The following is a 25,549-nucleotide window of genomic DNA, read 5'->3' on the forward strand; positions in this document are numbered from 1 at the left end:
TATGTTGACGCTGGCTTTATAGAAGCATTGCGGGCAGACGATGGACCGCCGATTTAGGAATTTTGCTCTTGGCCGATAGGCTCCAAATCCAGCCTGACCTCGTCATCCAGCGTCATCCCACGTGCGAGCCGTCGCCCGACAGCTTCAACAAAGCCGTCATATCGCTCCCGCCCCTTGCTTTGCGCCGCAGCCAAAGCCGCATCCGGCAGCGGCGGCGTGCTGGTCAGCCAGAACCGCACGAACACGGCGAGCGATTCATTGGCGATGGTGACCCGTTGTTCCATCCGCTCCAGCTGCCGCGTCATCCGGTCCAGCCGCCGGGCCAGTGCGGCTTCAAGTCGCTCCGCCCCGTCCGGCGACAGAAATGACGCCAGCGCCGTTTCCACGATCAGCGCCTGCGGTACCTTCTTGCGGGCCGCGTAATCGGCGAGCCTGACGCTGAGATCGGCGGGTAGCCGGATCGTGTGCTTGATCCGCATGGCAGTCATAGCCCCATCCGGTCGGCAGGATCGAGCGAGACCTGTCGCGCAAGCGCCCGCTCCCCGCGTCTCACGGTCTGTGCCCGTGTGGCGTCATCCTCCAATTCCTCGTCGGGCGGCTCGAACTCATGCACCGGCTTCCTCGGTTTGGGCGCGATTTCCTCCTGTTCCTGCAGTTCCGGCTCACGGCGAATGCCGCCATTGGCGGGGTCGTCGTCTCCGTTACCCGGTGTCGCCGGCTGCACCACGTCGGCCCAATCCCCCGGCGGCTGCGGTCCGATGGGCGGCGTTCCCTCCGGAGACGCCGACGGTTCGAACCGGGGCGGCGGAAGGATACGCGCGGCCAGTTCGGCATCCTCGAAATAGCGTGCCTTGCGCGCCCGGATCGGAGAACAGCCGGAGACCAGCACCAGTTCCTCGTCAGGGGAAAGCTGCATGATCTCGCCGGGTGTCAATAGCGGCCGCGCGGTTTCATGGCGTGTCACCATCAGATGCCCGAGCCACGGCGACAGCCGATGCCCAGCATAGTTCTTCGCGTCACGGATCTCGGTCGCAGTGCCAAGCGCATCGGACACCCGCTTGGCGGTCCGTTCGTCGTTGGTCGCGAAACTGACCCGGACATGACAATTATCGAGGATCGAATTGTTCTGTCCGTAGGCTTTCTCGATCTGGTTCAGGCTCTGGCCAATCAGGAAACTCTTGATGCCGTACCCCGCCATGAAGGCCAGCGCACTCTCGAAGAAATCCAGCCGCCCGAGCGCCGGGAACTCGTCGAGCATCAGCAGCAACCGATGGCGACGCTTTGCCTCCAGTTCCTCGGTCAGTCGGCGGCCGATCTGGTTCAGCACCAGGCGGACCAGTGGCTTGGTGCGGCTGATGTCCGAAGGGGGCACCACCAGATAGAGCGTCGCCGGATGGGTGCCAGCCACGAGGTCGCGGATCCGCCAGTCGCAGCGGCGCGTCACATGGGCCACGACCGGATCGCGATAGAGGCCAAGGAACGACATGGCAGTGGACAGCACGCCCGAGCGTTCATTGTCGCTCTTGTTCAGCAGTTCCCGCGCCGAACTGGCAACCACGGGATGGACGCCCTTTTTGCCAAGATGCGGCGTGGTCATCATGGCACGCAATGTGGTCTCAATCGCCCGTTTGGGGTCGGAGAGGAAATTGGCGACCCCGGCCAGGGTCTTGTCCTCCTCGGCGTAGAGGACATGCAGGATGGTGCCGACCAACAGCGCGTGGCTGGTCTTCTCCCAATGGTTCCGCTTCTCAAGGGCGCCCTCGGGATCGACCAGCACGTCGGCGATGTTCTGCACGTCGCGGACCTCGCGCTCGCCGCGCCGGACTTCCAGCAGCGGGTTGTAGGCGGCGCTGGCGAGATTAGTCGGGTCGAACAGCAGCACCGGCCCGAAGCGGACGCGCCATCCGGCGGTCAAAGTCCAGTTCTCGCCCTTGATGTCATGGACGATGGCGGCACCCGGCCAGGTCAGCAGCGTCGGCACCACCAGCCCGACGCCCTTGCCAGATCGGGTGGGAGCAAAGCACAGCACATGCTCCGGCCCATCATGACGAAGATAGGCATCAGCGGAGCGACCGAGCACCACGCCATCGGGGGCGAGCAGCCCGGCACGGCGGATCTCCCGCGGGTCTGCCCAGTGCGCCGAACCATAGGTGGTGGCGCGTTTCTTTTCGCGGGCACGCCACACCGCCATCGTAATTGCGACGATGACGGCGGCAATGCCGCCCGATGCCGCGATGTAACCGCCGGTGGTGAAGATATCCGGAGCATAGGCGTCATAGGCGAACCACCACCAGAAGAATTCCGGCGGATAATAGACCGACCAGCCGAGCAGCGTGAACCACGAAGCGCCAAGCTGCGGCTGGAAGCCGAGCCGCCACGCAGTCCATTGCGTCGCGGCCCAGGTGAAAGCGAGGATCAGGGTGTTGACGGAAAACACCGATCCCCAGAGGATCTTGGTCTGATTCATGACGATCACCGATCAAGGAGATCGGCGCCGCTGACTTCAATCCCTGAGTTGAGACAATGGGTTTCCCGGATAGTTCCGGATAAAAATCGGATCTACCCCCGGACGCCAGATCACTCGACCGAGGGCCGACCGGCGCAGCGATTCCCACTCCACGCGTCAGAGATAGTGTTTCGGTTCCTGGCGCTGATGCAGGACACGAACAATGAAAATCCCCTCATCCGTCTTCCGATAGAACACGGCGTGACTGTCATGGACGAAGCGGAAATAGCCGGGCCGCAGATCACCGATATCGGCTCCCATGTCGGGATAGGTCGCCAGCGTCTCGAAGGCCGCATGCAGGTCGAGGATATAGCGCTCGGCCCGCGTCCAACCCCAGTTCCGGATCGAAAGCGCGATAATGGCCTGAACGTCGGAATCCGCTTCGCCGGAAAGCGTGTAGCTAGGCATCCGTCGCGTCGTGGACCGTCTTCATCGCCGCGAGGATGTCGGGGATCGTCCGCTTGCTCACACCGCTCCATTCGCCCTGAACCAGAGCCTCGACCAGAGCCTGCCTTTCCTCGGCCTGTGTCTGGTCACGCCGGATCAGGTCGCGCACGTAATCGCTGACGCTGGCATATTGCCCGCTGTCGATACGGCGCTGCACCCAATCACGCATCGGATCCGGCATGGATACATTCATGGAAGCCATCGTCATTCTCCCTTTGGGTCACGATGGCAGATAATGGCACAATTTGCCATCACAATGCCAACCAGCTGCGCTCGTCACTGCTTTCCCAAATGGTCTACCTTCTGACAAACTGGGGAGCATGACCGCAGCCGAAACACCTTGACATCACCGTCAAACCAGATTCCAACCTACTCATGGGCAAAAAAAGCACCACTCTAGCGACGATCGGTTACGAGTCGGCAGACTTGGACGATTTTCTCGCAACGCTGGCGCGCTGCGGAGTAACACGGGTCATCGATATCCGAGAGATAGCGATCTCCCGGCGTCGTGGATTTGCGAAAAGCGCTTTGTCCTCCGCTCTCTTGAATTCTGGTATCGACTATGTCCACCTCCGCGGCTTAGGGGATCCCAAAGAAGGAAGACTCGCGGCGCGTTCCGGCGACTATTTTCGCTTTGAACGAGTTTTTCATCAACATATGAAAACAGACGCAGCACAAAGAGACCTGCGTACTGCAGCCATCCTCGCCGCAGAGGGTGGCGCGTGTCTTCTATGTTTCGAACGGGACTATCGGACATGTCATCGTACGATTGTCGCCCAAGCTCTGTCCAAAATCGTGCCCCTGACAATACGTAACCTGGGTGTGAGTGCTGGCCTTGCAAAACAGTCCCAATCGGAAAGACTACTCGCGTTTGCCTAAAACAGGCCGCGAGGAAGCACTAATACTGGTTAAGGCGCTTCCTCACGTGGGTCAACGACATGGGGAAACAGTCTGTTGTGCAGGCGTGACCAGAAACGGCGAGTGGCGAAGGCAGTATCCCATTCACTTTCGCCGCCTGCGGGACGAAGGCCAATTTAAAAGGTGGCAGTGGATTGAATACGACTGGATCGCCCCCGGAAACGATGATCGGCGACGAGAAAGTCGAAGAGTACAAGAAGACACGATTCAAGTTGGCAAGAGCATATCAAAAACAGAGCGGGCTGCGTTTTTAGCACCTCTTATTACGAGATCAACCGCTGAGGCCATGTCCCAAGGACAAAGTCTTACTCTCGTTCGCCCAATAGAAAGCCGTTTTCACTGGAAGGCGAAAACAGAACGTCAAATTGCAGACGAACGCCAAGCATATGAATCAGCAGCCCGTCAGACATCATTTTTAGATCAGGATTTAGCGGCCCTAGACCCATGTCCTTACGCGTTCCATTTCGATTGGAAGGACGCTAACGGAGCTTCCCATAAATCGACCTGCGATGACTGGGAAACGGCAGCCATGTTTTACCGGCGTGAAAAGGCAGTAGGAGCCAAGGGAGCACTCGCCGAAATGAGCAAGGCCTTCAATGAACAATACCCACAAAATGGAATGGTCTTTGCATTGGGCACCCATTCCCGAAGAGCTGAACAATGGCTGCTTGTTGGTGTCATACGACTAGACGAACAAAAGCAGGCAGGTCTTGCTGTTTGAGTGATGCAGCAAGTGACTTTAGATTAAATCCCGAGCCCGCGCTTCCGCCCAAAATTCCAATCCACCGCCCCGCCCGGCGACATGGCGCCGGAAACCTGTCGCCCGAGCTTCTGCTCCAGCGCCGGGCGCCACGGCACGAGCTGGAAGCCCAGCCCGTCATCGACCATGGCAAACCGACCCGAGGACAGGGCCACCCGCTGGCGATAGACCCCCGAGACGATCTCGCCTTCCTTCGCGGGCCGATGCTCCAGCCCGGTCTGCGCCGCAAGCCGGACCGCCGCCTGATCGAGATCGCGCTGGCGCAGGGTGCCGATCAGGTCGGGCGCAAACACCACGCGCTCGACCTGCCGCCGGGCCAGCCCCATGGAGGCGAGATGGTCGATCCGCTGCGCCATCGCCTCACGGACCTCGGCCCCGAAGCCCGCATTGGCCAGCGCCGGATCCTTCGCGAGCAACTGGCGGTCGAGCCAGGTCGCGCCGGGCGCCGTCACCTGCTCGGCCAGCGTGAAATCCGAGCGCGTCGCCAGTGACAGACGCTGCTTGCCCTTCGTGTCCTCCCAACTCCGGGTCTCAACGATCGCACCGGTCCTGGCATCGCCGGTCAGATCCAGATCGGGGAAGCGGACATGATGCGTCCGCCCGTCGGTGCCGGCGATCACCGCGTAACCCGAGCCCTTCAACTCGTCATCCAACCCGCGCTCCACCAGCCGGCCAATGACGGGATCGGCCAGCCGTTCGCCGTGGATCGCGAAACCCGCAACATCGGGTTCTACCCCGCCACCGGACATGGCGCGGTGCATGGTCTTGATGATGTCGCCCCGGATGGAAAGATCACGCAGCGTGGTTTCCAAGCCCGGCTTGAGGGTCCAGCGTGCCACCCCGACCTGTTCGGCGAGACCAAGCCCTTCCAGCTTGGTCGCCCGGCCGACCAGCAGGCGGCGCAGTTGCGGGTCTTCGGCTCCTGCACCGGGACGGAGATCGACGATGCCGCCCCCTTCATCGCTGATGTCCTGCAACGCGCGATCGAGGCTGGTCCAGCGGTCGGCACCGATCTCCGTCTCCAGGGCGGTGCGGATTTCCTGCTCGCTGCGCGGGCCAAGTTCCAGCGTCACCCGTTCGGCGGCGCGGTCGCGCAGGCCCTGACTGATATAGGCGCGGCTGATGACCAGATCCTTGCCGTCATCAGCGATACCGCGCACCAGGATGTGGACGTGCGGATTGTCGGTATTCCAGTGATCCACCCCGACCCAGTCCAGCTTCGTGCCGAGGTCGCGCTCCATGTCCTGCATCAGTTCCCGCGCGAAGCCCCTCAGATCCTCCATCCGCGCCGCGTCCTCGGGCGAGACGATGAAGCGGAAATGGTGCCGGTCGTCAGCGCAGCGCTCAGCGAAGGCCTTGCTGTCCGCTTCGTCGGACCCGGCATCGAACAGATGGGCCCTGGCACCGTCGCGGGTCACGCCCTCCCGCCTGAGATAGGCAATGTGCCGGGCGAGCGGCGCGGACCGGAACCGCGTGCCCTGCTGACGGACCACCCGCGCCTTGACCACGACGCGACGGGCATTGCTGCGCAGCCGCATGGAAAGTGCTGCTCGTCGCCCGCGCCCGAAGCGGGAGCCGCCACCGCCTCCCCTGCCCTTCGCGCCGAACCGGGTGCCGATATGACCGGCCCTCTTCGCGGCACGCATGACCTCGCCGACGAAGGATTTCGGACGTGCGCCCTGATTGCCATGCTGGATGCGTCCAGGCCGGACAGTCAGGCCGTCATCGCGCGTCGCCATGGTCCGCTCTCCGCTCTGTTTCGCCCCTGACGGCGCTCGGATCGTTGAAAACATTATGAAAAATGCCCGGACAGCCGCAGGCGGTGCGTGGTGAGAAGACAAATTCCCCAATCAAACTAACCACATGCACCCCCGAAGGAGCGGTGCTTTTACCTTGCCGTCCTTCCCTCCGTTGCCTGTCTCCCCCCGGCACCCCATCCCCAAGGCACCCATAGCCCGCCAGCGCCCGATGGACCGGAACGAGGGTCATCGACGTGCTTCCCCATGCCCTGAGGCGATGAACAGCCCGGTCGATTGCGGTGCGAGCGCCGTCCAGTCGGTCAGCCGGGAACCAGATGCATGTGCCGGATCGTGCGCGCTTTCGACGGACCGGGACGCATCGCCCATGCGCAGGAATGAGGCCGGAAAGAGGGAAGAGTCCTGCCATGATGGTGCAGCCAGAGCACCGACCGCGATGTCATCGGCGAGCGGAAGAGCCAGCCGCGCACTGACGGATGCGACGTAGTTCCGCGTCTCGGCAGGCAACGGTCGGCCGGTTGCGAGATGTTCGTCGTAACGTGCGGGACCGGCATTGTAGGCGGCCAGAAACCCGGCCTCGCCGTAGCGGTCCCGCATCCAGCGCAGATAGGTCGCACCCGCCAGAATGTTGTCGTGCGGGTCGAACGGATCGTCGCCGAGACCGAGCGACGTGCGCAGGCTGGCCCATGTGCCGGGCATCACCTGCATGAGCCCCATAGCACCCGCCGATGACACGGCCCGCGCGTCGCCCATGCTCTCCACATGCAGGACGGCAGCAATCCATGAGGCCGGAATCTGCGCGCGCGTGGCCGCCTCCGTGATCATATCGGCGTATGGATCAGCCTGCGCCATGCGAACGGGTGACACGGAAACCAGCACGGCAACCAGCGCGTTCGCGACAAGATCGCGAACCTTCCTACCGCCGGTCATCGCGCTTCACCGGACGGTTCCAGACCAGATGAAAGGCACGCCCCTGACGGTCGGACTGGAACAGATTGGCGCGGATCGGCTGCGCCAGCATGGGGTCATCGAGAACGAGCGAGAGGTAAGTGCCCGCCTTCTCGCCGGTGCGTTTCCAGGCCGCACCGATCTCCGGTCCGGCGTCAGCGTCACCGAGATGGACACGATAATCGGGCGCGTGCTCGGCGTCCGACGATGTTGCCGGCACGATCGTCAGTTCGACGTCGAGGGCGAGCGTGCGCAGGCGACCGGCGAAGCCGTCAGCCGTGCGCGTGAAAGTACCGATCTGGGCCATGTCAGCCTCGTTTCTGCTTGGGATTGGGAGAAATCGGTGACGCCATGAGCCACAGCGGCTGCGCGCGGCCGAGCACCGCAGCGACCGGCAGGATGCCGAAATAGCGGCCGTCGAGACTGGTCGGGACTGCCGGGTTCATGACGAAGATCTGGCCAGGCAGGACGTGCCGGCAGCCTTGCCAGACCGGCAGCGGACGGCCGCGATGGTCGCGGGCGAGTGCCTCACCGAACGCCTTCCCATCGACCGTTACGGCAGCACCAATGCGACAGACCAGTTGCCCCGGCAGTGCCGCGACCGGCTTGAGCAAGGGCACGCCGAGCGGCAGATAGCCACCGCGCTCCAGCGTCGCGGCAATGTCGGCCGGGGGCCTGATCGCGATCAGGTCGCCGACATGCAGGATGCGCGCCGATTGCAGGCGATACAGGCCGACCGGTGTGCTGGCGGTGACGTTCCAGATCAGCCGGGGTGCCGGACGGATCACCACTGACGTGCCAGCACCTAGGATTGCGAAATACGTGGCAAAGAACCAGCCGAAGCGCGTCATGACACCGCCCTCCGACGCAGCCAGGCGTGGTGGCGGTCGCGTGTGTAGGGACGTGACGCCTGCCCCGCGAGCATCCGATTGTGCAGATGCCGCCAATGCTCGGGCGCGACATCGACCGGCTCGATGCCGATGGCTTCGATACGATCGACAGCTTCCAGCACCAGCCGGACCTTCGGCCAGCCGCTCTGGCGCAGCAGACTTTCGCCACCGGGCCGCACGAACGGCACCGTCTGATAGGGCTCGCCGGGAGCGGTGACGCGCACGATGTCGATGCAGGATACCACCGTACCGTAATCGTTCGCTGCCCAGCGCAGGAACGCGAACACGCTGTCCGGCGGAAAGCTCAGTATCCGCCGACGACGATCGAGAATCTGCTCGTGCGTGGCATGACCAAAACGGATCCAGTGCTCGATGCGCTTCTCGATCCAGGTCAGTTCGACATGAGCGAGGATGTCGGTCATGGCACATCTCCAGAAGTATCGGGGAACTCGCGGGCCAGCAGGGCGCGCAGCATGTCGGCGACCGTGATGCCACGCTGGAACGCCGCGACCTTGAGCCGGGCGCGCAGCGCCGGCGTGACGTCGATGGTCAGCCGAGCGGTGAAACTGTTGGGGGCGGCAGGCTTGTCCGGCGCCCTGACCCAGCGTTCCGGGTCGGCGGGGCGGGACGCGAAACCGGGCAGCGTACGACGCTCTGTCATGGCGATATTCCCTCGCCGAGCGGCAGCACGGACGCGATACGGTCGCGCGCCTTCTGCGCCATGACAGGATCGATCTCGCAGCCGACATAACGCCGGCCGGTCAGCCGGCAGGCGACGCCTACGGCACCAGAGCCGGCGAACCAGTCGCCCACCAGACCACCCGGCGGGCAGCTCGTGCGGATCAGGATCTCCAGCAACGCCACCGGCTTCTCGGTCGGGTGGATGGCGCGGCCATGGGTATTGCGGACCGGAATCACGGAGCGCATCAGGCGCGGGCCACCGTCCTCGCTGACGTAATGGCCGGCGTCGATCTGGCCCATGTGGGGCGGCCGGTGTTTCCGTCGTACCGTGCGTGCCCGCGCGTCGGGCGTGGTCGGAACCACGTTGTAGACGGCGCGCCAGGGCGTATCGTCGCGATAGAACTGGACGATCAACTCGTGTACGCGCCGGAACCGATCGGCATGGAAGCTGGAGCCGTTCTGCTTCTCCCACACCAGTTCCTGGGCATATTTCCAGCCCGCATTCCGAAATACCGCGTTGGAGGCAAGGAAACTCCGCAGGGAGCCGAAGACCCAGAGCGAACCGCTGGGTTTCAGGGCAGCGAGCGCCTTGCCGGGCCAGTCCACCACGCGCCGGTCCCAGGCGAGCGACGTATCGCCATAGGGCGGGTCGGCCAGAATCATGTCGTAGGGGCCATGCCAGGGCATCAGGAGCGCGCTGTCGCCGGTCAGCAGGGTCATGATACCAACCCCCCGATCTCGGCCGTCAGGGCGGCGATTTCGCGGGCGGCAATCCCTTGGGGGTGCAGGTCGCACACCAGACGGCCGGTGCGCGCGGCGTCGGCGAACGCGACCCGCTGACCGATCCGCGCCACCAGAGCGGCAGGCTCATGCCCGGCGAGTGCGAGCCGGGTTTCACGGGCGATGACCGTGCGTGCGGCGCAACGGTTGAGCACGAACCGGGCGACCAGACCGGGACGGAAGAGCCGCGCCTCCTCCAACAGCCGCAGCATCTCGGCCGAGGCCCAGCCGTCAAAGGGCGAGGGCTGCGCCGGGATCAGCACCAGGTCGGCGGCCAGCAGGGCCGAGCGCAGCAATGCCGCCACGCGCGGCGGCCCGTCGATGACGACGTGATCCGCCCCCTGAGCCAGTGCTGGAGCTTCGTGATGCAGCGTGTCGCGCGCCAGCCCCATGACACCGAACAGCCGGGGCAGTCCTTCCCGCGCGCGCTGCGCCGACCAGTCCAGCGCCGAGCCCTGCGGGTCGGCATCGATGACCGTCACGCGCTGACCTTCCCGAGCCCATTGGCCCGCGAGATGCAGCGCCAGCGTCGTCTTGCCGACGCCGCCCTTCTGGTTGAGGAAGGCCACGATCACCGCCCCTCTCCGGGGGTTATCCACAGATCGGGCGGGGTGCCAACATCCTTAAAGTTAGACTCTTTTAAGTTAGATTCTAAGTTAAGGGGGTCATAACCCACTGATTCAATGTCGCGATTCGGCGATTTCTGTTCACGTAAGCACGGTTTCGCTGTTCCCGAAGTCACGGCTTTCGCCGGTTCGGGCGTTCCCGATAGCACGGAGGGACTCACAGTTTGTCCACATGGGGATGTGGATAACTTGTCGCGAGAAAAGGTCAGGATTTCGCGGCCATCCATGGTCCGCTCGACCGCCAGGCGATAGCCGGGCAATGGCTGCCGCTGGACGATGGCGCGGAGTTCGAACGCGAAGCGACGATAGGGCGACAGACTGGCGGATTTGAGATGCAGGACGCGGAAATCGAATTTCCAGCCTGAACGCTGGCGGCCGCCATGCTTGCGGACCAGCCGATAGAGCCAACGCTCCATTCCGCCGGTCAGCCGGAAATAGGCCGGGTCGATGGTCAGCACCAGCGCGTCATCGAGCACGGCCTGGTAAAACCAGTCCGGCAGGATCAACTCGACCACGCGGGCACGGCCCTCTTGCGTGGTATGCCGCTTCCATTCGTTGATCCAGGAAAAGCGGTGCAACTGTCCCGCACCGGCGTGGCGCAGCGAAGTCTTGATCGTGGTGGATTGCAGCCGGTCGAGAGCCGCTTCCAGCCGTTGGTAATCCCGTGCGCTGTCGCCCCGGCCGATGAAGGCCAGGATCTCATGCGGGGTCGCCACCATCAGACGCGAGGTGCAACGACCCGCGTCGCGGGCTTCCACGATCTGGCTCGCCGCCCAGATCAGCACGTCCGCATCCCAGATCGTCGCCATGCCGTATTCGCAGGTCGCTTCAACGCGAATGGTGACGTCCGGCGTCCGGAAATCGATCGGCACGGTCCGCGATGTCTTGGACAGGCTGAAGAACGGGAACGCCATCAGATCCTGCGCGTCGCGTGGAGCGAGTTTGCCGGGGATAGCGCGGAACACCGCAAGTTTCGCGCGCTCGGACTGGTTCCGATCGGGCGTGCGCATCAGCGTCGGCTCCCGCGTGAGGTCGCCGGTGTCGGCGGGATCAGCGGGCTTCGCCGCGCGGCCGCCGGCACGGTGCCGGCGGTGGTGTCCGAGGTATGGGCGCGTGCCCCGCTCTCGACCCAGGCCTGCAGTTCATCGACCCGATAGACCACGCGGCCGCCGAGCTTCGAATAGCGCGGTCCGGTGCCGTAAATCCGGTGTTTTTCCAGGGTGCGAATGGACAGTCCGACGAAGCGCGAGGCGTCGGGCGTGCGCAGATAGCGCGGCGGCAGATCGCTGTAATTGGCGGACATGAGAAGGCTCCGTGATCGCTGTCTGGGGCCGCGGGACAGATGCGGCCAGCGGGGATCAGCCTGGCGGAACGGGGTCTTGCGGAACTAGGACCGATCTCACCGGGGGGCGAGATCGGTCCTGGACAAGCGGATAGAATGGCCGTGACGGCTCCCGCCGCCGGTCACTGAATCAATGAAAGTTTCTTGATTTCACTGAGAGCGTCTCAACAGAATGATCCGCGACGGCGCCACTCGCCCGGTCAAAATCGCGGTTGCCTACATCGGCGAGCAACGCGGAGAGATCGGTGATCTCCAGGGCCACCAGATGCACGACTTCGCCTTCCTTCTGGAGCCGCCCCTTGATGCCGAGCATCTGCCCCGCGAGGACGACACGGCGATATTTTTCGAAAATATCCTTCCAGATGATAACATTAAGGACGCCGCTTTCGTCCTCCAGAGTCAGGAACACGACGCCTTCGGCGGAGCCGGGGCGCTGGCGCACCAGGACCAGGCCTGCGGCATCCAGCCGCCTGCCGTCGCGCGCCTCATGGGCTTCGCGGCAGGAAAGAAATTTCCGCTGGCGCAGATCGTCGCGGAGAAAGGCGACGGGATGATCGCGCAGCGTCAGGCCGATCCGGTTATAATCGCGCGTGACCTCGGCCCCGGCCCGCATCGGCTGGAGCAGCACGTCCGGCTCCTCGGCCTCGCGGGCGACCGCCGCGAACAGCGGCAAAGGCTCGTCCCGCAACGCCTTGATCGCCCATAGCGCTTCTCGCCGGGCGAGGCCGAGCGCCGGCCGGAAGGCATCGGCTTCCGCGAGATGGGTGAGTGCCGCGACCGGCACGCCGGCGCGGCGCCAGAGATCGTCCACCGATGCGAAGGCCCGTGCCCCGCGCGCCGCCACGATGCGGGCGGCGTCGGTGTTGGCCAGACCCTTGACCAGGCTCATGCCGAGCCGGACGGCGAACCGGCCGCCCGCCGTTTCCGGCCCTTCCAGCGCGCTGTCCCAGCGGGAGGCGTTGACGCAGACCGGCCGGATCTCGACGCCATGCTCGCGTGCGTCGCGCACCAGTTGCGCGGGCGCGTAGAAGCCCATCGGCTGGCTGTTCAGGAGTGCTGCGAGGAACACGTCGGGATGATGGCATTTCAGCCAGGAGGAGGAATAAGCGAGAATCGCGAAACTTGCTGCATGGCTCTCCGGGAATCCATAGGATCCGAACCCTTCGAGCTGCTGGAATATTCGCTCGGCGAATTCTTCCGTATACCCGTTCGCCTTCATGCCCTCGACCAGCTTGGTCTGGAACCGGCCGATCGTGCCGGTGTTCTTGAAGGTGGCCATCGCGCGACGTAATTGATCGGCCTCGCTGGCGGTGAAATCAGCACACACCATGGCCACCTGCATCGCCTGTTCCTGAAACAGCGGGATGCCCAAGGTCTTTTTCAGGACCTTTTCCAGTTCCGGGGTGGGATACTCTTCCGGCTCGATTCCCTCACGCCGGCGCAGATAGGGATGGACCATATCCCCCTGAATCGGACCGGGGCGGACGATGGCGACCTCGATCACCAGGTCGTAGAACACGCGCGGTTTCAGCCGTGGCAGCATCGACATCTGCGCCCGGCTTTCGATCTGGAAGACGCCGATGGTGTCCGCCCGGCGGATCATGGCGTAGGTCAGCGGGTCCTCGGCCGGCATGGTGGCGAGCGCGAAGCACTGCCCCTTATGCTCGGCCAGAAGGTCGAGCCCCTTCTTCATGCAGGTGAGCATGCCCAGCGCCAGGATATCGACCTTCATGAATTTGAGGACGTCGATATCGTCCTTGTCCCATTCGATGATCTGACGATCCTCCATCGCGGCGGGCTCGATCGGCACCAGTTCATCCAGCCTGTCGTGGGTCAGAACGAAGCCCCCCGGGTGCTGCGACAAATGGCGGGGCACGCCGATCAGGCAGCACGCCAGATCCAGCGTCAGCCGGATGCGCCGATCGGACAGGTCGATACCGGTATCCCTGAACTGCTCCGGATCGGCATTTTTCGACCAGCCCCAGATCTGACCGGACAAGGTGCCGATCAGATCCTCGGGCAGGCCCATCACTTTGCCCACATCCCTCAACGCGCCCTTGGCACGGTATCGGATCACCACCGCGGTCAGGGCGGCGCGCTCACGGCCATAATGCCCATAGACCCACTGGATCACCTGCTCGCGCCGCGCATGCTCGAAATCGACGTCAATATCCGGCGGCTCGCCCCGCTCCTCCGATACGAACCGCTCGAACAGCAGCGAATTGCGCGCCGGATCGATGGCGGTAATGCCCAACACGTAGCAGACCGCGCTATTGGCCGCCGAGCCACGCCCCTGACAGAGAATGTCCTGACTGCGGGCATAGCGGACAATGCTGTTCACGGTGAGAAAATACGGCGCGTAATTCATACGCCCGATCAGGGCGAGTTCGTGATTCAGGCTGGCCGTTACCTCGTCGGGAATCCCTTCGGGGTAGAATCTCCGCGCCCCTTCCCAGGTCAGCACTTCAAGGGCCTGCTGCGGCGTCTGGCCCGGCACCGAAACTTCATCGGGATATTGATAGGCGAGATCGTCGAGGCTGAAGCGACAGCGCTCCATGATCGCGAGCGTGCGGTCGACCGCCTCGGGATAGCGGCCGAACAGGCGCGCCATTTCCTGGGGTGGCTTGAGATAGCGATCGGCGTGGCGCTCACGCGCGAAACCCGCCTCATCGATGGTGGTGTTGTGCCGGATGCAGGTCACGACATCCTGCAGGATGCGCCGGTCATGGGTGTGGAACAGCACATCGTTGGTCACAACGGTGGGCACGCGTGCCCGATGGGCAAGATTCGCCAATTCGTAGAGCCGCATCTGGTCGTTGGGACGGCGCAGCAGGGTCAGCGCCATATAGGCGCGGTCATGGAACGCATCCTTCAGCTTGCGCAGATGCAGGGCGCAGGCCTCGTCCGCGACATCGGGGACGAGGATGGCGAGCAGGCCGTCGCCCCATCCCACCAGATCTTCCCAGAGCAGATGGCATCTGGCCTTGCCGGCACGGCTCTTGCCCAGGCTGAGCAGCCGACACAGGCGGCCGTAGGCCGCGCGGTCGGTCGGATAGACCAGCACCGGCGGGTAATCGGCGAGGTCGAGGCGACAGCCGACGACCAGCCGGACGCCAGTGGCCCTCGCCGCGACATGGGCCTGCACCATGCCGGCCAGGGAATTGCGGTCGGCGATGCCCAACGCCGCGATACCGAGCGCCTTCGCCTGCTCGAACAGTTCGAGCGGCGATGACGCCCCGCGCAGGAACGAGAAATAGCTCGTCACCTGCAATTCGGCATAGCGACTCATCCGAAGATCCCATGCAGAAACCAGCCTTGCGAGCCGGTCTCGCCATGTTCCCCGTCACCCGAGCGATAGAGCCAGAACCGCTCGCCGGATGTGTCCTCCAGACGGAAATAATCGCGGACCGTGGTCAGTTCGGCGTCGCCCTTCCACCATTCCCCGAACACCCGCTCCGGCCCATCAGCGCATTTCACCTTCCGCCGCACGCCACGCCAGATGAAGAACAGCGGCGGCTGATCCGGCAGTTCCGCCATGGCCTGCACCGGTTCGGGCCGCGCCAACAGGCGTGTCGGACGTGGCCAGTGCTCCGGCCAATCCTTCCGGTCGTCCGGCGCCAGCGCCGGCACGCGACAGAAGGACCGTTCCGGCACATCGCTTTCCACCGGAGCGAAGCGGTACAGGGAATGATGGCCCACGCGATTGGCCAGGGTATCGATCAGATCCGAAACATCCGGTTCCTCCTCCGCGATCAGCGAGGAGATTTTCTGGCGCGGCGCGATCGGCTCGGCCAGTGTAGCGGTCAGGACCATGCGCTCGATGCCGAAACCCGGATCGATGGTTTCGATCTTCTCGCACAGCAGCCTGACCAGGCGCTTGACGTCGCGCACCGGCGTCGCGGTGGCGATGCGGATCGCCTCGATGCGGCTGTCGACGCGGTGCAGCACCAGGTCGAGACGCCGGGCTCCCTGCCCGCGTTCTTCCAGTCCCTGACAGAGCGGCGGAACCAGCTTGCCGATATAGCGGGCAATCGTCTCGGCGGCCCCGATCGGCTCGGCAAAATTCCGGCTGACCATGACCGGGTCAACCGGCCGGACCGGCAGAATGGCCTCACTGATGCGACCATAGGCCTGGTCCAGCCGGCGGGCGACGTCCGGCCCGAAGCGGAGCGCCAGCGGCGCGCGCGGCATCGCGGCGAGCGGAGCGATGGTCGCGACGCCCAGCGCGCGCAGGCCCTCGATCATACTGTCCGGCAGGCGCAGGCCCTCGATCGGCAGGTCCGCGATCGCGGCGGCCGTCTCCCCGCCCGGCACCACCAGGGTACGCACGCGGCCATAGCGCGCCAGCGCATGGGCCGCGCCCAGCGTGTCGGCGACCACAGCCCTGGCGGTGATGCCGGCGTCTCGCAGCCGATGCACCATCTCCGCCAGCATGGCCGGCTCGCCGCCATGCAGATGATCGGCGCCGGTCGTGTCCAGCACCAGACCGTCAGGCACGTCCACCGCCACCAGGGGGGCGATCCGCTGCTGGAACCACAGCGCCAGTTTCTCCAGCCCGGTCCGGTCGCCCTCCAGGTCGGCATCCATGATGATCAGATCAGGGTAAAGCGCCTGCGCCTTGGCGACCGGCGTGCCAGGGCGCACGCCCGCCTTGCGGGCGGCGAGGTCGACCGACAGCACGACGCGGCGTCGTCCCTCGCGCCCGACCAGCGCCAGCGGCGCGTCAGGCGCGGGTGCGTCGGCGCCCAGCCTTTTCCTGATCCGGTCCGTCGGCCACAGCGGCAGGAAGAGAGAGACGACCCGACCCGAGCTTCCCATGGCCATCGCAAGCCTCCACTTCGAAATCGGCGGATTCTCCCGCTCGAGCCCGGATCAGTTCCAGCAGCCAGCGCGCCCGTCCGACGCCGGGCACCGGCAGGGTTTCGGACGGCAGGACCGAAATCCGCCAGCGCGTGACACTGGCGGTCGGCTGACCGAAATCAGCCGCCTCGGTCTGCCGGCGCCAGCGGCGGACGGCGATCCCCAGCGCGCCGGACGTCTCGGCCGCCAGTTGCAGCCGACGCGAGGCGGTCATCGAGAGACGCGCAACCTCGGCCACGACGGCGCCCAGACCGCCATGCCGCAGCCCCTCCTCGAAGCAGGCCAGGACATCCTGGTCCGCCCTGGCCTCGACATAGATCACCCGGCTTCCACCCAGTCCGACCTGTTTCAGGGCTGGGGCGAACAGATCCTGGCGGGTGACGATCCACAGCACCTTGCCTCTTGTGCGCGCGGCGATGCCGGCGGCGAACTGCCCGGCGGCGGCCGCGTTCAGGGCGTCGTTCCCGCCGCCCGCCACCTCGTGCAGCGCGCCTAGAGCCAAGCCGCCGCCGGGGAGCTTCGCATCGACCTCTTTCACGCCGAACGGCAGCACCGCGCGGCGGCGCGCCTTGTGCCCTTCCAGCCGAGCGATCGTCGCCTGAAGCGCCTCGACGGCGGGCCTGCTCTGGGCTGGCTTTCTGTTCTCCGCGGTGGTCATCTCGATCCTCTGCTCGGCCTTCGGTCGCCCTCACCGGATTATATGTTCGTGCTTTGTTCTGGATCGGCGGCGAAAGTCAAGGCATAATTCCGACAGGCATGGCAGGATGCCCGGCGAAGAGGCGAGCGGATCGCGAATGAGGATGGCGTAAGGATTTGACTCCAAAGATTTCCGCCGAAACGGCGACTGACGATCCGCTCGCCCGGCTCAATCCGGCCCAGCGCGAGGCCGTCACGCATGGCGCCGGAGTCGCGGCCGAAGCATCTCCGCTGCTGGTCATCGCAGGTGCCGGGTCGGGCAAGACCAACACGCTGGCGCATCGGGTCGCGCACCTGATCGCCACAGGTGCTGATCCGCGCCGTATCCTGCTGTTGACCTTCTCCCGGCGCGCAAGCACCGAGATGACACGGCGCGTGGAGCGCATCTGCCGCGCCGTTCTCGGCGACAAGGCCGCAACACTGGCCGACGCGCTGGCCTGGTCCGGCACGTTCCATTCCGTCGGCGCCCGGCTGCTGCGGGAATACGCGGAGCAGATCGGCATGGATCCGTCCTTCTCGATCCATGACCGCGAAGATTCCGCCGACCTGATGAACCTGGTCCGACACGATCTCGGCTTCTCGAAGACCGAGAAGCGTTTCCCCGCCAAGGGGACGTGCCTCGCCATCTATTCCCGTGTCGCGAACTCCGGCGCGCTACTCGGCGATGTGCTGCTGAAGCATTATCCGTGGTGCGCCGGATGGGAAGCGCAGCTCAAACAGCTCTTCGGCGGGTATGTCGCGGTCAAGCAGGCGCAGGGCGTGCTGGATTACGACGACCTGCTGCTGGCTTGGGCACAGATGGTGGTCGAGCCGGTGCTGGCCGCCGATATCGGCGGAAAGTGGGACCATATCCTCGTTGACGAGTATCAGGACACGAACCGGCTCCAGGCCGACATCCTCCTCGGCATGAAACCCGACGGGAGCGGTCTGACGGTGGTGGGCGATGACGCGCAGAGCATCTACGCCTTCCGGGCGGCGACGGTGCGGAACATCCTCGACTTCCCGGCCCACTTCGATCCGCCGGCGCGCATCGTGACGCTGGACCGGAACTACCGCTCCACGAAACCGATCCTCGATGCCGCGAACGCGGTGATCGGGGAAGCCGATGAACGATTCACCAAGGATCTCTGGACCGAACGCGCGTCCGACGAACGTCCGCGTCTGGTGACGATCGCCGACGACACCGCGCAGGCGGACTATATCGCGGGCCGGGTGCTGGAGGAGCGCGAGGGCGGCACGGCGCTGAAAGAACAAGCGGTGCTGTTCCGCGCCTCGCATCACAGCGCCACGCTGGAAGTCGAGTTGACCCGGCGGAACATCCCGTTCGTGAAGTTCGGCGGCCTGAAGTTTCTGGACAGCGCGCATGTGAAGGACGTGCTGGCTCTGCTGCGTTTTGCCCAGAACCCGCGTGACCGGATTGCGGGCTTCCGGGTGCTTCAGCTTCTACCCGGCGTGGGGCCGACCTCCGCGCGACGGGTGCTCGATACGCTGGGTGAAACCGATCGCCCGTTCGAGGCGCTGGCGGAGACGAAGGCGCCCGCGCGGAGCGGCGATGCCTGGCCGAGTTTCGTGGAAACGGTCGCGGCCCTCGGCGGCGGCAAGACGGGCTGGCCGGGCGAGATCGCCGCCGCGCGCGTCTGGTACGAGCCGCATCTGGAACGGCTGCACGAGGATGCGACCATGCGGCAGGCGGATCTGGTGCAGCTGGAACAGATCGCGGGAGGCTATCCTTCACGGGAAAAATTTCTTACCGAGCTGACGCTTGACCCGCCGGATGCGACCTCCGATCAGGCCGGCGTACCGCTACTGGACGAGGATTATCTGATCCTTTCGACCATTCATTCAGCCAAGGGGCAGGAATGGAAGAACGTGTTCGTGCTGAACGTGGTGGATGGCTGCATCCCGTCGGACCTCGCCACCGGCGAGCGCGACGACATCGAGGAAGAACGCCGCCTGCTCTATGTCGCCATGACGCGGGCGAAGGATTCCCTCGACCTGATGGTCCCGCAGCGTTTCTATGTCCACGGGCAGGGCCTAGGCGACCGGCATGTCTATGCCGCGCGGACGCGATTCATAATCCGCGAGATGCTGCCGCTGTTCCACGCGACCTCATGGTCGGCTGTGGCGCCCGAGGAGCAGGCCCGGCAGGAGGCGGTGAAATCCGTTCGGATCGACATGGGTGCTCGGCTGCGCGGCATGTGGTCCTGAGGAGCCTTCGCGTGTGCAATTTGTTTTCGATGACGACCAATCAGCAGGCGATCCGCGACCTCGCGAAAGTGATGGTCGACCGTGCCGGTAATCTGCCGCCGTTGCCCGGTGTCTATCCAAATATGATGGCGCCGATCGTGCGGAACGGCGAGAACGGGCGCGAGCTGATGATGGCGCGCTGGGGGATGCCGACGCCGCCCCGCTATCTCGCCGGCAAGACGGTCGATCGGGGCGTGACCAACATCCGCAATCCGCAGTCGCCGCATTGGCGGCCGTGGCTCGATGTCGTGCATCGCTGCGTCGTACCCTTTACCAGCTTCGCCGAGCCCGAACCGCAGCCGGACGGTTCCCGGCCGCCGGTCTGGTTCGCGTTCGGCGAGACGCGTCCACTCGCTTTCTTTGCCGGTATCTGGTGCCGGTGGACGTCCGTGCGCAAGGCGAAGGATGGAGAGACGACGGACGACCTGTTCGGCTTTCTTACGACAAAGCCGAACCACGAAGTCGGAGCCATTCATCCCGAGGCCATGCCGGTGATCCTGACCACCGGGGAGGAGATCGACCGCTGGATGGCAGCACCGATCGACGATGCCCTGCGCTTGCAGCGACCGTTGCCCGACGGCACGCTGACCATTGTTGCCAGGGCGACCCCGGAAGACCCACCACCACGGCCATAGCCCGTCTCGCTATCGTCCCCGAAACGGATGACGCAGCAGCCGATGGTATCCCCCATCGGTCAACCCCCGCGCGAAACGCACCAGCCGTTTCATGCGGAAATACAGATCGTGCGAAAGCCAGTCCCGTGCGGAAACCTTCTGGCCGAACAGAACACTGGCGACCCCGCGCTGCGAAACCCCGCTATCCAGACCGTCGAGCGTACGGAGCGCCAGGATCAGCCTGCTGATGCGATCGGATGACAGACTGGCCGGATCGCGACCAGGTGGGCGTCCGTTGAGGACGCGCCAGAGCCGCAAGGCGGCCTGGACACGCACCTCGAACAGCGCGTCGAGCGGCAGGAGCACGCCGAGCTGAGCCCCGTCAGGCGGCAGGACGTACAGCCGCAGGATCATCTCCCCCTGCTCGACCAGCACTTCTCCCGCCATATCAGGCGGCAGTTCTGCCCGAGCGAGGGAGACCGGATGATACGATGCGTCAGCCAGTGCTGTCGGCAGGGGGACAATCGCAATCACGGCCGGCGATACCGCAACAGTCCAGCGGGCGGTACGCGGATCGAGGGCCGTGCGGACACTCTCGAAATCGCAACCCCCAGCGCCGGGCGAAAGCCTCGGCATCCGGCTGCATCAGGGCGCCCCGCCGCGCGACACGCTGAAGGGCTGCCCGCTCGCGGATAAAATCGCGATTACGGCTGACAAACTGCAAGGCAAAGGCAGGGGCGTCGAGCGACCGCAGGCCCTCGTACGCGCCTGCCGACCGCCAGTTGGCACGGCTCATGGCGTCGTCTCCGATGCGTAACGGGTGGGAACAGGGCAAGCACTTGCTCGCGAGAGTATGCCAGACCATCCGGCTGCCCGCTACGCCCCGGTCCTGCAACAGGTCTTGCGGATCACGCAACGATTCAGGGTATCAGTGGGGGGCGCCCCCTCGCAGGAGATGCTGGTAGCCATGCTCGGTCATCCAGTGCGCCCGCGCCAGATGGCTGTGCCAGCAGCGGTGGACGCCCTCGGGATCGGCCGCCGGGTCGCGGTGGAGCACGATCCGGGCAACCTCGCGCCAGTCCGCACCGTCGGCCTCGGCGTCCAGCAGGCGGAGATACGTGATCAGGTGCTGTTCGTCATAGCCGGTGAGACAGGACGCCTCCGGGGCGTTGTCGGCAACGGTCGGGTCGAGTGGGGGCTTCTGCATGACGGGTCCGATCAGGTCGGAGAACGAACGCGACGCACCCTAGCCTGCCGCGTTTCATTACCGGAAGTCTCGTGAAGAAACATGACGCCGCGTCCTTGTCCGGACTCGATGAACAGGATGCCCGCCGCCTCCAGCGCACGGCGGACCTGGTCGGCCGTGCCCTCATGGACGCCGAGACCACGCTCGGATTCGAGACGCTTCAGCGCAGTCAATGCTACAAGGGCTTGTTCGGCGAGCCGTTCCTGCGTCCAGTTCAGGAGTGCCCGCGCTGCCCGTACCTGTCGGCCAGTGATCATCCATGATCACATCCGACACGCGGGGCATGCACACCAGAAATACGACTATAATAGTCGTATTGGAGAGATTCAACAGCGTTCTTTCAGGATGATGGAAAAGAGGAACCGGCGTCTGGATGTCCGAAAGTCTGGGCGACCATACGAAAAGCCCCCCGCGCTATGCGGGGGGTGTCTCATCGGGGCGGTCCGCCGCGAATTGCGCACATGCCTGCTTCAGTTCGCGCTCGATCTGCTGGCGCTCCCGGTGGCTCAGGTGAAAGCTGGTCAGTTCGGCGCGCAGCATCTGGATGTGGTCGTGTAGCGTGGTCATCGTCCTGCTCCTTTCGTTTGTCGAAGACAGGCCGTTGCCTCATGCACGCGTGAACCGGGTCAGGGATCGCCGCAGGCGACCGCGCCAGCGGCGCGCGGGGGAGCCGATTTTGTTCGAGACGGCCGGCAGGCAGGCAGGCTCGGGCAAAATTGGGGGGACCGCGCGTCCTTGAGGCGGTTCACGCCGGGCATGGTACAATGGGAAGACTGAGGGAAGCCCTGTTCCCCTTTCTTGCCCGCACACCAGCGGATCGGGCACGGCGCGATGGGGGCGCCCACGTGCCGGTTCCCGATCGATCATACGAAGGCCCCGCCCGGACCGGCCGGGCGGGGGATCGCAGGCACCTCAGTCGCCGTTGCGGCGACCGTTGGGGCGGGACCAGATCAGACTGTAGCCCTCACCGTCCTCGTCATCGAAGAGATTGGCAAAGATCGGGGCGTTGAAGCTCGGATCGTCGAGCTTGAGGCTCAGATAGTCGCGCCCCTCGTTGGAGCGCCGGGACCAGGCCGCTCCGATCTCCACCCGACCGACGAAGACGCGGTGGCTGGGGGCATTGTCGTTCGCGCGCGTGGTCTCGGGGGCGATACGGACGTTGGGGGTCTGGAGCGACAGGGTGACGATCTCGCCGTTATACCCGTTGCCGACTTTCTTGAAAGTGCCGATGGTGGCCATGATACTGCTCCGTGATCTCTGTTACCGAGCCCGCACCATTGCGGCCTCGATGGCGATCGGACAGACGGAGGCGAGCGGCGGCGCATCCCGCAGGGACCGAAGCGCAGCGGAGGACGGCGGGACGGAATTTTCTTGATGCGCGAGGAATGACGGCGCAGCCGTCAGGGGAAGAAAATTATGGCCCGCTGTTGCGCCATAGCCGATCGAGGCGAAGCCGCCCTCCGGCTAGATCAGCCATTTTCAGAGGCCATATGCGTGCGCGGCCCGACAGAGCACACGTCACGGAGAACTATGGCGACCCGCACGCCACGCAAGTGTCGGCTACGAAGGGGACGGCTTCGTCATGCCTGCTTTCCACCCCTGCACACGGCCCGTTCTGGGAAAGCGCCTCGCCGGACAAGCCCGACTTTCCCCGTTGCGATCGGCCTCCGGGCAATCAGAGCGTCCGTCCGGATTCTCCAACAGGCGAGCCGTATCAGGAACAGCGCGTCGCATCCGCGCTTCGCTGCCCATCGCTCCCCGCCTCTCGATGACGTGGAAAGACAGGCAGATGCCTGATCCATGCCTGCCCGCCGACTACCGCATAGGCGGTCAGACCCACGCGATGCTCCCGCCAGCCGGTTCGGGCGGGGCCATGCCGGTAAAGCGGACGAACGCGGTGATGCCGACCGCGATGGCGCCGATCACCGAAAAGAAGAGCTGCCAAATTGCGGACGGCATCATCATCTGGGCGAGGCCGTGCGTGGCGCTAAAGCCGGCAATGATGGCGGGCACCGTATAGAGCAGGACGATCAGCCCTCGCAGCCAGAGCCACGGTGCGCAGGCAAGTGCAATCTGGCCGACCGTGAAAGTCGCAATGCCCGCCATGACGCCGACGATCAGGGCGCCGATTACTCCGGCGCCGGTATGGAACGCCCAGAGCCCGGCATACAGCCCGCCGGCAAACGGAAAGGCGAAGACCGCGAGCGTGAACATGAGCCAGCAGAAAAATCCGATGCCGGCGACGATCAGGAAAGGTGCGAAGATCACCATGGTGGCGGCTCCCGTAGAGATGACATGATCTGACGGTCGCGCCTGCCACCACCACCACGGCGCAACCCGCATCATAACGAAAACGATGTGTCGACGGAACGAGAATCGTACTGGCGTCCGGCACGCGGACGTGCATCGTTATCGTCTCTCAGGGAGAGGACATCATGGCGGAAATTACGGGACGCGAGCTGCATCTGGTCAAAAAGGCGCTCGCCATTGCAGTGCTGGCGATCGAGCGGCAGCCGGGGCCATTTCAGTCCCATTCGGACATGCAGGACATGAAGGGCCTGCTCGATCTTCTGGTGCCCGGCGATACCGAACTGGTCTTCTATGCCCGTGCCGCGCGGATCGCGGTCACGGGCAACCCGGACTGACGACGGCGCTCACCAGGCTGTGTGGAAACTGTGCGGAGAAATCGGCACGGTAGCAGCGCGCTGCCGTGTTGCTTGACCTGATTGGCCAGAGCAAAGGTTCGTTCGCCTCAACTCGAGGCGGTTTGCAGGTTGACGCTGCGGATCATGTTGAACGCCAGCACCGATAACGCCATCTCGGTGCGGGTTCCTGCCATGCCCCTAGTCAGGAAACGGCCGCTCATCATCCTCTTTATGGTGCCGAACGGATGTTCCACCGAACACCGCCGCTGGCGCATCAAGTCGGGTGATGCCGCGACACGGGCAACCATGCGTTCCAATGCATCCTCGTGGACGTGGCGGGTCACGGATCGATTCCGTGCCGTCGTACACCGGGATTTTAGATCGCACCCGAGGCAGTTTCGGGCCGCGTAGAAGATACTATGACGCGTCACCCGACTTTTTCGCGAAAGAACACGCCCGGCAGGGCACGTAAACTGATCCATCTCCTCGTCGTACACGAAGTCCGAACGAGAGAACCAGCCTCCATCTCCCCGGTTGTTCACGGAGCGCTTAACCGGCACGCAAGCCACGATGTTGTCATTCTCGCAAGCTGCCGCAGCATTGCCGTTGGAGTAGCCGGTGTCGGCCACAACCGTCAGTTCCTGTCGCTCAAGCACCTCCTTCACCGCCATCGACATAGGGTGAAGCATGCGCAGATCATTCACCTCGTCGGTAACGGCGTGATGGATGACGATCCCGGTGTCGGCGTCCACGGCGATCTGCACATTGTAGGATGGCGGCTTTCCGCCTGCTCCGAAGCCCATCGGTCGCGCCTCCGGTTCGCCATCGACCACCAGCTTGCGATCGTCCCGATCAAGACATGAAGCCAAACGCTCGAGTTCCGCTTTACGGTTCTTCAATGCTTCCAAAGCATCGACGGCCGAACCGTCATCGGTCGCGACTTCGGTGTCGTCCTCCTGGTCGAGCGTGGTGAGATATGAAGCGATCCCCGCCTCGACCTTCGCGGTCTCCTCCTCAATCCTCTGCCGGTCGAGGACCCGGTTCTGACTGGCGGCTGCACGGAACTTCGCTCCGTCGATCGAGACCAGCTTGGCTGCGAACAAGCCTTGGTCGCGGCAGAACAGAACGAAGGCCCGGCACGCTCCGACAATCGCAGCGCCGTTGTCCCTTCGAAAGTCGGCAATCGTTTTGTGGTCCGGAACCAGGCGCCGTACCAGCCACATGAGTTCCACGTTGCGCCGGCATTCGCGTTCCAGGCGCCGGGATGAACGGACTTCGTTCAAATATCCGTAGACATACAGCTTCAGGAGATCGCGCGGATCGTATCCGGGACGGCCCGTGGCAGCCGGTGCAAAGCGCTCGAAGCCCAGCGCCCGGAAGTCCAGCGTATCGACGAAAGCGTCGACAATACGAACGGGGGCATCCCGCGCGACATACTCGTCGATGATCGGGGGAAGAAAGCTCGGCTGCTGTCTTTCAGTGCCCACAAGATAAGACATGACGCGTCCAATACTGCTATCCGATCATGGATCGTAGCACATCCGGCAGCCGATCCCGATCGATAACATTGACCTCTACGTCAAAAC

General features: G+C 64.4%; 30 protein-coding genes. 5 read left to right on the plus strand and 25 right to left on the minus strand.

The window, feature by feature from the left end:
• Positions 1–53: 53 nt before the first annotated feature.
• The 4 genes from AAC691_RS09145 to AAC691_RS09160 form a co-directional block, all read right to left on the minus strand.
• Positions 54–479 (minus strand): CopG family transcriptional regulator, encoded by a 426-nt coding sequence (locus AAC691_RS09145; protein WP_342630172.1) that lies wholly within the window; start codon positions 477–479, stop codon positions 54–56.
• A 5-nt stretch (positions 480–484) separates the two neighbouring features.
• A complete protein-coding gene (locus tag AAC691_RS09150; RefSeq protein WP_342629815.1) occupies positions 485–2,467 on the minus strand; it encodes a conjugal transfer protein TraG in 1,983 nt (660 codons plus the stop codon).
• A gap of 156 nt (positions 2,468–2,623) precedes the next feature.
• Entirely contained in the window at positions 2,624–2,914 is a 291-nt protein-coding gene (locus AAC691_RS09155; protein ID WP_342629816.1) for a type II toxin-antitoxin system RelE/ParE family toxin, read from the minus strand.
• A complete protein-coding gene (locus AAC691_RS09160) occupies positions 2,907–3,155 on the minus strand; it encodes a type II toxin-antitoxin system ParD family antitoxin (protein WP_342629817.1) in 249 nt (82 codons plus the stop codon). The genes AAC691_RS09155 and AAC691_RS09160 overlap by 8 nt, the downstream gene beginning before the upstream one ends.
• Before the next feature lie 173 nt (positions 3,156–3,328).
• On the opposite strand from AAC691_RS09160, the gene AAC691_RS22310 reads away from it, so the two are divergent.
• The gene (locus AAC691_RS22310) at positions 3,329–3,832 is read left to right on the plus strand and encodes a DUF488 family protein (RefSeq protein ID WP_408906075.1); all 504 of its coding nucleotides are present in this window, start codon (positions 3,329–3,331) and stop codon (positions 3,830–3,832) included.
• Positions 3,789–4,592 (plus strand): hypothetical protein, encoded by an 804-nt coding sequence (locus AAC691_RS09165; RefSeq protein WP_342629818.1) that lies wholly within the window; start codon positions 3,789–3,791, stop codon positions 4,590–4,592. The genes AAC691_RS22310 and AAC691_RS09165 overlap by 44 nt, the downstream gene beginning before the upstream one ends.
• Before the next feature lie 23 nt (positions 4,593–4,615).
• Here the strand turns inward: AAC691_RS09165 and AAC691_RS09170 are convergent, their stop codons facing one another.
• The 13 genes from AAC691_RS09170 to AAC691_RS09230 form a co-directional block, all read right to left on the minus strand.
• A complete protein-coding gene (locus tag AAC691_RS09170) occupies positions 4,616–6,370 on the minus strand; it encodes a DUF3363 domain-containing protein (RefSeq protein WP_342629819.1) in 1,755 nt (584 codons plus the stop codon).
• 246 nt (positions 6,371–6,616) lie between these two features.
• The gene (locus AAC691_RS09175) at positions 6,617–7,318 is read right to left on the minus strand and encodes a lytic transglycosylase domain-containing protein (protein ID WP_342629820.1); all 702 of its coding nucleotides are present in this window, start codon (positions 7,316–7,318) and stop codon (positions 6,617–6,619) included.
• Complete coding sequence (locus AAC691_RS09180; protein WP_342629821.1) at positions 7,305–7,643, minus strand: DUF736 domain-containing protein; 339 nt, start codon at positions 7,641–7,643, stop codon at positions 7,305–7,307. The genes AAC691_RS09175 and AAC691_RS09180 overlap by 14 nt, the downstream gene beginning before the upstream one ends.
• A gap of 1 nt (position 7,644) precedes the next feature.
• Positions 7,645–8,187 carry a S26 family signal peptidase gene (locus tag AAC691_RS09185; protein WP_342629822.1) on the minus strand — a complete coding sequence of 181 codons (543 nt, stop codon included), beginning with the start codon at positions 8,185–8,187 and terminating at the stop codon, positions 7,645–7,647.
• Positions 8,184–8,648, minus strand: a complete 465-nt coding sequence (locus AAC691_RS09190; protein WP_342629823.1) for a DUF2840 domain-containing protein — start codon at positions 8,646–8,648, stop codon at positions 8,184–8,186. Before AAC691_RS09190 ends, AAC691_RS09185 begins: the two co-directional genes overlap by 4 nt.
• On the minus strand, positions 8,645–8,887 hold the full coding sequence (locus AAC691_RS09195; protein WP_342629824.1) for a hypothetical protein: 243 nt from the start codon (positions 8,885–8,887) through the stop codon (positions 8,645–8,647). The genes AAC691_RS09190 and AAC691_RS09195 overlap by 4 nt, the downstream gene beginning before the upstream one ends.
• Positions 8,884–9,627 carry a site-specific DNA-methyltransferase gene (locus AAC691_RS09200; RefSeq protein WP_342629825.1) on the minus strand — a complete coding sequence of 248 codons (744 nt, stop codon included), beginning with the start codon at positions 9,625–9,627 and terminating at the stop codon, positions 8,884–8,886. The genes AAC691_RS09195 and AAC691_RS09200 overlap by 4 nt, the downstream gene beginning before the upstream one ends.
• Positions 9,624–10,262, minus strand: a complete 639-nt coding sequence (parA, locus tag AAC691_RS09205) for a ParA family partition ATPase (RefSeq protein WP_342630173.1) — start codon at positions 10,260–10,262, stop codon at positions 9,624–9,626. Before parA ends, AAC691_RS09200 begins: the two co-directional genes overlap by 4 nt.
• Complete coding sequence (locus AAC691_RS09210; protein WP_342629826.1) at positions 10,259–11,323, minus strand: replication initiator protein A; 1,065 nt, start codon at positions 11,321–11,323, stop codon at positions 10,259–10,261. Before AAC691_RS09210 ends, parA begins: the two co-directional genes overlap by 4 nt.
• Positions 11,323–11,616, minus strand: coding sequence for a helix-turn-helix domain-containing protein (locus AAC691_RS09215; protein ID WP_342629827.1), 294 nt, complete (start codon positions 11,614–11,616; stop codon positions 11,323–11,325). Before AAC691_RS09215 ends, AAC691_RS09210 begins: the two co-directional genes overlap by 1 nt.
• Positions 11,617–11,785: 169 nt before the next feature.
• Positions 11,786–14,944 carry an error-prone DNA polymerase gene (locus AAC691_RS09220; RefSeq protein ID WP_342629828.1) on the minus strand — a complete coding sequence of 1,053 codons (3,159 nt, stop codon included), beginning with the start codon at positions 14,942–14,944 and terminating at the stop codon, positions 11,786–11,788.
• Complete coding sequence (locus AAC691_RS09225; RefSeq protein ID WP_342629829.1) at positions 14,941–16,479, minus strand: DNA polymerase Y family protein; 1,539 nt, start codon at positions 16,477–16,479, stop codon at positions 14,941–14,943. Before AAC691_RS09225 ends, AAC691_RS09220 begins: the two co-directional genes overlap by 4 nt.
• Entirely contained in the window at positions 16,379–17,173 is a 795-nt protein-coding gene (locus AAC691_RS09230) for an ImuA family protein (RefSeq protein WP_342629830.1), read from the minus strand. Before AAC691_RS09230 ends, AAC691_RS09225 begins: the two co-directional genes overlap by 101 nt.
• A gap of 155 nt (positions 17,174–17,328) precedes the next feature.
• Here AAC691_RS09230 and AAC691_RS09235 point away from each other — a divergent pair, with 155 nt between their 5' ends.
• Positions 17,329–19,419: an ATP-dependent helicase gene (locus tag AAC691_RS09235; protein ID WP_342629831.1), complete on the plus strand. Its 2,091-nt coding sequence runs from the start codon at positions 17,329–17,331 to the stop codon at positions 19,417–19,419.
• A gap of 11 nt (positions 19,420–19,430) precedes the next feature.
• On the plus strand, positions 19,431–20,093 hold the full coding sequence (locus AAC691_RS09240) for an SOS response-associated peptidase (RefSeq protein ID WP_342629832.1): 663 nt from the start codon (positions 19,431–19,433) through the stop codon (positions 20,091–20,093).
• 9 nt (positions 20,094–20,102) lie between these two features.
• Here the strand turns inward: AAC691_RS09240 and AAC691_RS09245 are convergent, their stop codons facing one another.
• The 7 genes from AAC691_RS09245 to AAC691_RS09275 all read right to left on the minus strand — a co-directional run bounded on the left by AAC691_RS09245 (position 20,103) and on the right by AAC691_RS09275 (position 23,589).
• Entirely contained in the window at positions 20,103–20,519 is a 417-nt protein-coding gene (locus AAC691_RS09245) for a DUF2285 domain-containing protein (protein WP_342629833.1), read from the minus strand.
• Between the two features lie 49 nt (positions 20,520–20,568).
• Positions 20,569–20,937: a transcriptional regulator domain-containing protein gene (locus tag AAC691_RS09250; RefSeq protein ID WP_342630174.1), complete on the minus strand. Its 369-nt coding sequence runs from the start codon at positions 20,935–20,937 to the stop codon at positions 20,569–20,571.
• 63 nt (positions 20,938–21,000) lie between these two features.
• On the minus strand, positions 21,001–21,279 hold the full coding sequence (locus AAC691_RS09255) for a DNA -binding domain-containing protein (protein ID WP_342629834.1): 279 nt from the start codon (positions 21,277–21,279) through the stop codon (positions 21,001–21,003).
• A gap of 11 nt (positions 21,280–21,290) precedes the next feature.
• Entirely contained in the window at positions 21,291–21,575 is a 285-nt protein-coding gene (locus AAC691_RS09260; RefSeq protein ID WP_342629835.1) for an XRE family transcriptional regulator, read from the minus strand.
• Between the two features lie 157 nt (positions 21,576–21,732).
• The gene (locus AAC691_RS09265; protein ID WP_342629836.1) at positions 21,733–21,885 is read right to left on the minus strand and encodes a hypothetical protein; all 153 of its coding nucleotides are present in this window, start codon (positions 21,883–21,885) and stop codon (positions 21,733–21,735) included.
• A 345-nt stretch (positions 21,886–22,230) separates the two neighbouring features.
• Positions 22,231–22,557 carry a DUF736 domain-containing protein gene (locus tag AAC691_RS09270; protein ID WP_034931914.1) on the minus strand — a complete coding sequence of 109 codons (327 nt, stop codon included), beginning with the start codon at positions 22,555–22,557 and terminating at the stop codon, positions 22,231–22,233.
• A 591-nt stretch (positions 22,558–23,148) separates the two neighbouring features.
• Positions 23,149–23,589: a hypothetical protein gene (locus tag AAC691_RS09275; protein WP_342629837.1), complete on the minus strand. Its 441-nt coding sequence runs from the start codon at positions 23,587–23,589 to the stop codon at positions 23,149–23,151.
• A gap of 164 nt (positions 23,590–23,753) precedes the next feature.
• On the opposite strand from AAC691_RS09275, the gene AAC691_RS09280 reads away from it, so the two are divergent.
• Positions 23,754–23,963, plus strand: a complete 210-nt coding sequence (locus AAC691_RS09280) for a hypothetical protein (protein WP_342629838.1) — start codon at positions 23,754–23,756, stop codon at positions 23,961–23,963.
• A gap of 107 nt (positions 23,964–24,070) precedes the next feature.
• Here the strand turns inward: AAC691_RS09280 and AAC691_RS09285 are convergent, their stop codons facing one another.
• Positions 24,071–25,462 carry an IS1182 family transposase gene (locus AAC691_RS09285; RefSeq protein WP_342629839.1) on the minus strand — a complete coding sequence of 464 codons (1,392 nt, stop codon included), beginning with the start codon at positions 25,460–25,462 and terminating at the stop codon, positions 24,071–24,073.
• Positions 25,463–25,549 lie beyond the last annotated feature (87 nt).

This window comes from Nguyenibacter vanlangensis (assembly GCF_038719015.1).
Taxonomy (GTDB): domain Bacteria; phylum Pseudomonadota; class Alphaproteobacteria; order Acetobacterales; family Acetobacteraceae; genus Gluconacetobacter; species Gluconacetobacter vanlangensis.

What these genes read in the sequence shown, in the direction of transcription:
- AAC691_RS09145 (WP_342630172.1), bottom strand. Translation starts at nt 479, where the DNA reads ATGCGGATCAAGCACACGATCCGGCTACCCGCCGATCTCAGCGTCAGG.
- AAC691_RS09150 (WP_342629815.1), bottom strand. Translation starts at nt 2,467, where the DNA reads ATGAATCAGACCAAGATCCTCTGGGGATCGGTGTTTTCCGTCAACACC.
- AAC691_RS09155 (WP_342629816.1), bottom strand. Translation starts at nt 2,914, where the DNA reads ATGCCTAGCTACACGCTTTCCGGCGAAGCGGATTCCGACGTTCAGGCC.
- AAC691_RS09160 (WP_342629817.1), bottom strand. Translation starts at nt 3,155, where the DNA reads ATGGCTTCCATGAATGTATCCATGCCGGATCCGATGCGTGATTGGGTG.
- AAC691_RS22310 (WP_408906075.1), top strand. Translation starts at nt 3,329, where the DNA reads ATGGGCAAAAAAAGCACCACTCTAGCGACGATCGGTTACGAGTCGGCA.
- AAC691_RS09170 (WP_342629819.1), bottom strand. Translation starts at nt 6,370, where the DNA reads ATGGCGACGCGCGATGACGGCCTGACTGTCCGGCCTGGACGCATCCAG.
- AAC691_RS09175 (WP_342629820.1), bottom strand. Translation starts at nt 7,318, where the DNA reads ATGACCGGCGGTAGGAAGGTTCGCGATCTTGTCGCGAACGCGCTGGTT.
- AAC691_RS09180 (WP_342629821.1), bottom strand. Translation starts at nt 7,643, where the DNA reads ATGGCCCAGATCGGTACTTTCACGCGCACGGCTGACGGCTTCGCCGGT.
- AAC691_RS09185 (WP_342629822.1), bottom strand. Translation starts at nt 8,187, where the DNA reads ATGACGCGCTTCGGCTGGTTCTTTGCCACGTATTTCGCAATCCTAGGT.
- AAC691_RS09190 (WP_342629823.1), bottom strand. Translation starts at nt 8,648, where the DNA reads ATGACCGACATCCTCGCTCATGTCGAACTGACCTGGATCGAGAAGCGC.
- AAC691_RS09195 (WP_342629824.1), bottom strand. Translation starts at nt 8,887, where the DNA reads ATGACAGAGCGTCGTACGCTGCCCGGTTTCGCGTCCCGCCCCGCCGAC.
- AAC691_RS09200 (WP_342629825.1), bottom strand. Translation starts at nt 9,627, where the DNA reads ATGACCCTGCTGACCGGCGACAGCGCGCTCCTGATGCCCTGGCATGGC.
- AAC691_RS09210 (WP_342629826.1), bottom strand. Translation starts at nt 11,323, where the DNA reads ATGCGCACGCCCGATCGGAACCAGTCCGAGCGCGCGAAACTTGCGGTG.
- AAC691_RS09215 (WP_342629827.1), bottom strand. Translation starts at nt 11,616, where the DNA reads ATGTCCGCCAATTACAGCGATCTGCCGCCGCGCTATCTGCGCACGCCC.
- AAC691_RS09220 (WP_342629828.1), bottom strand. Translation starts at nt 14,944, where the DNA reads ATGAGTCGCTATGCCGAATTGCAGGTGACGAGCTATTTCTCGTTCCTG.
- AAC691_RS09225 (WP_342629829.1), bottom strand. Translation starts at nt 16,479, where the DNA reads ATGGCCATGGGAAGCTCGGGTCGGGTCGTCTCTCTCTTCCTGCCGCTG.
- AAC691_RS09230 (WP_342629830.1), bottom strand. Translation starts at nt 17,173, where the DNA reads ATGACCACCGCGGAGAACAGAAAGCCAGCCCAGAGCAGGCCCGCCGTC.
- AAC691_RS09245 (WP_342629833.1), bottom strand. Translation starts at nt 20,519, where the DNA reads ATGGCGGGAGAAGTGCTGGTCGAGCAGGGGGAGATGATCCTGCGGCTG.
- AAC691_RS09250 (WP_342630174.1), bottom strand. Translation starts at nt 20,937, where the DNA reads ATGGTCTGGCATACTCTCGCGAGCAAGTGCTTGCCCTGTTCCCACCCG.
- AAC691_RS09255 (WP_342629834.1), bottom strand. Translation starts at nt 21,279, where the DNA reads ATGCAGAAGCCCCCACTCGACCCGACCGTTGCCGACAACGCCCCGGAG.
- AAC691_RS09260 (WP_342629835.1), bottom strand. Translation starts at nt 21,575, where the DNA reads ATGATCACTGGCCGACAGGTACGGGCAGCGCGGGCACTCCTGAACTGG.
- AAC691_RS09265 (WP_342629836.1), bottom strand. Translation starts at nt 21,885, where the DNA reads ATGACCACGCTACACGACCACATCCAGATGCTGCGCGCCGAACTGACC.
- AAC691_RS09270 (WP_034931914.1), bottom strand. Translation starts at nt 22,557, where the DNA reads ATGGCCACCATCGGCACTTTCAAGAAAGTCGGCAACGGGTATAACGGC.
- AAC691_RS09275 (WP_342629837.1), bottom strand. Translation starts at nt 23,589, where the DNA reads ATGGTGATCTTCGCACCTTTCCTGATCGTCGCCGGCATCGGATTTTTC.
- AAC691_RS09280 (WP_342629838.1), top strand. Translation starts at nt 23,754, where the DNA reads ATGGCGGAAATTACGGGACGCGAGCTGCATCTGGTCAAAAAGGCGCTC.
- AAC691_RS09285 (WP_342629839.1), bottom strand. Translation starts at nt 25,462, where the DNA reads ATGTCTTATCTTGTGGGCACTGAAAGACAGCAGCCGAGCTTTCTTCCC.